Source organism: Citrobacter sp. Cb023 (genome assembly GCF_030336805.1).
Taxonomy (GTDB): Bacteria; Pseudomonadota; Gammaproteobacteria; order Enterobacterales; family Enterobacteriaceae; genus Citrobacter; species Citrobacter braakii.
Map to the genome: position 1 here is coordinate 1 of NZ_JAOWCV010000012.1, position 219 is coordinate 219.

Sequence of the window (219 nt, forward strand, 5' to 3'; positions counted from 1 at the left end):
TCGCCCTTCGGGTCGTTGCCTGCGGCAACGCTTTCTCGCTAACGCTCGAATCGAACCTTAGTCGAAGCTTCTCATCCTTCCCGCTTGGGCAGAATATGAGGCATAACAGAGGGATTGGATGCTGGTGCTTTATGAAGTGATGGTGGTGGGGGAAGGATTCGAACCTTCGAAGTCGATGACGGCAGATTTACAGTCTGCTCCCTTTGGCCGCTCGGGAAC

1 other RNA gene is annotated in these 219 nt (G+C 54.3%); it reads right to left on the reverse strand.

The annotated features are described in order from the left end of the window. Positions 1-96, reverse strand: a non-coding RNA gene (locus OGW44_RS00075) — RtT sRNA; the annotation flags it as partial. Positions 97-219: the final 123 nt, after the last annotated feature.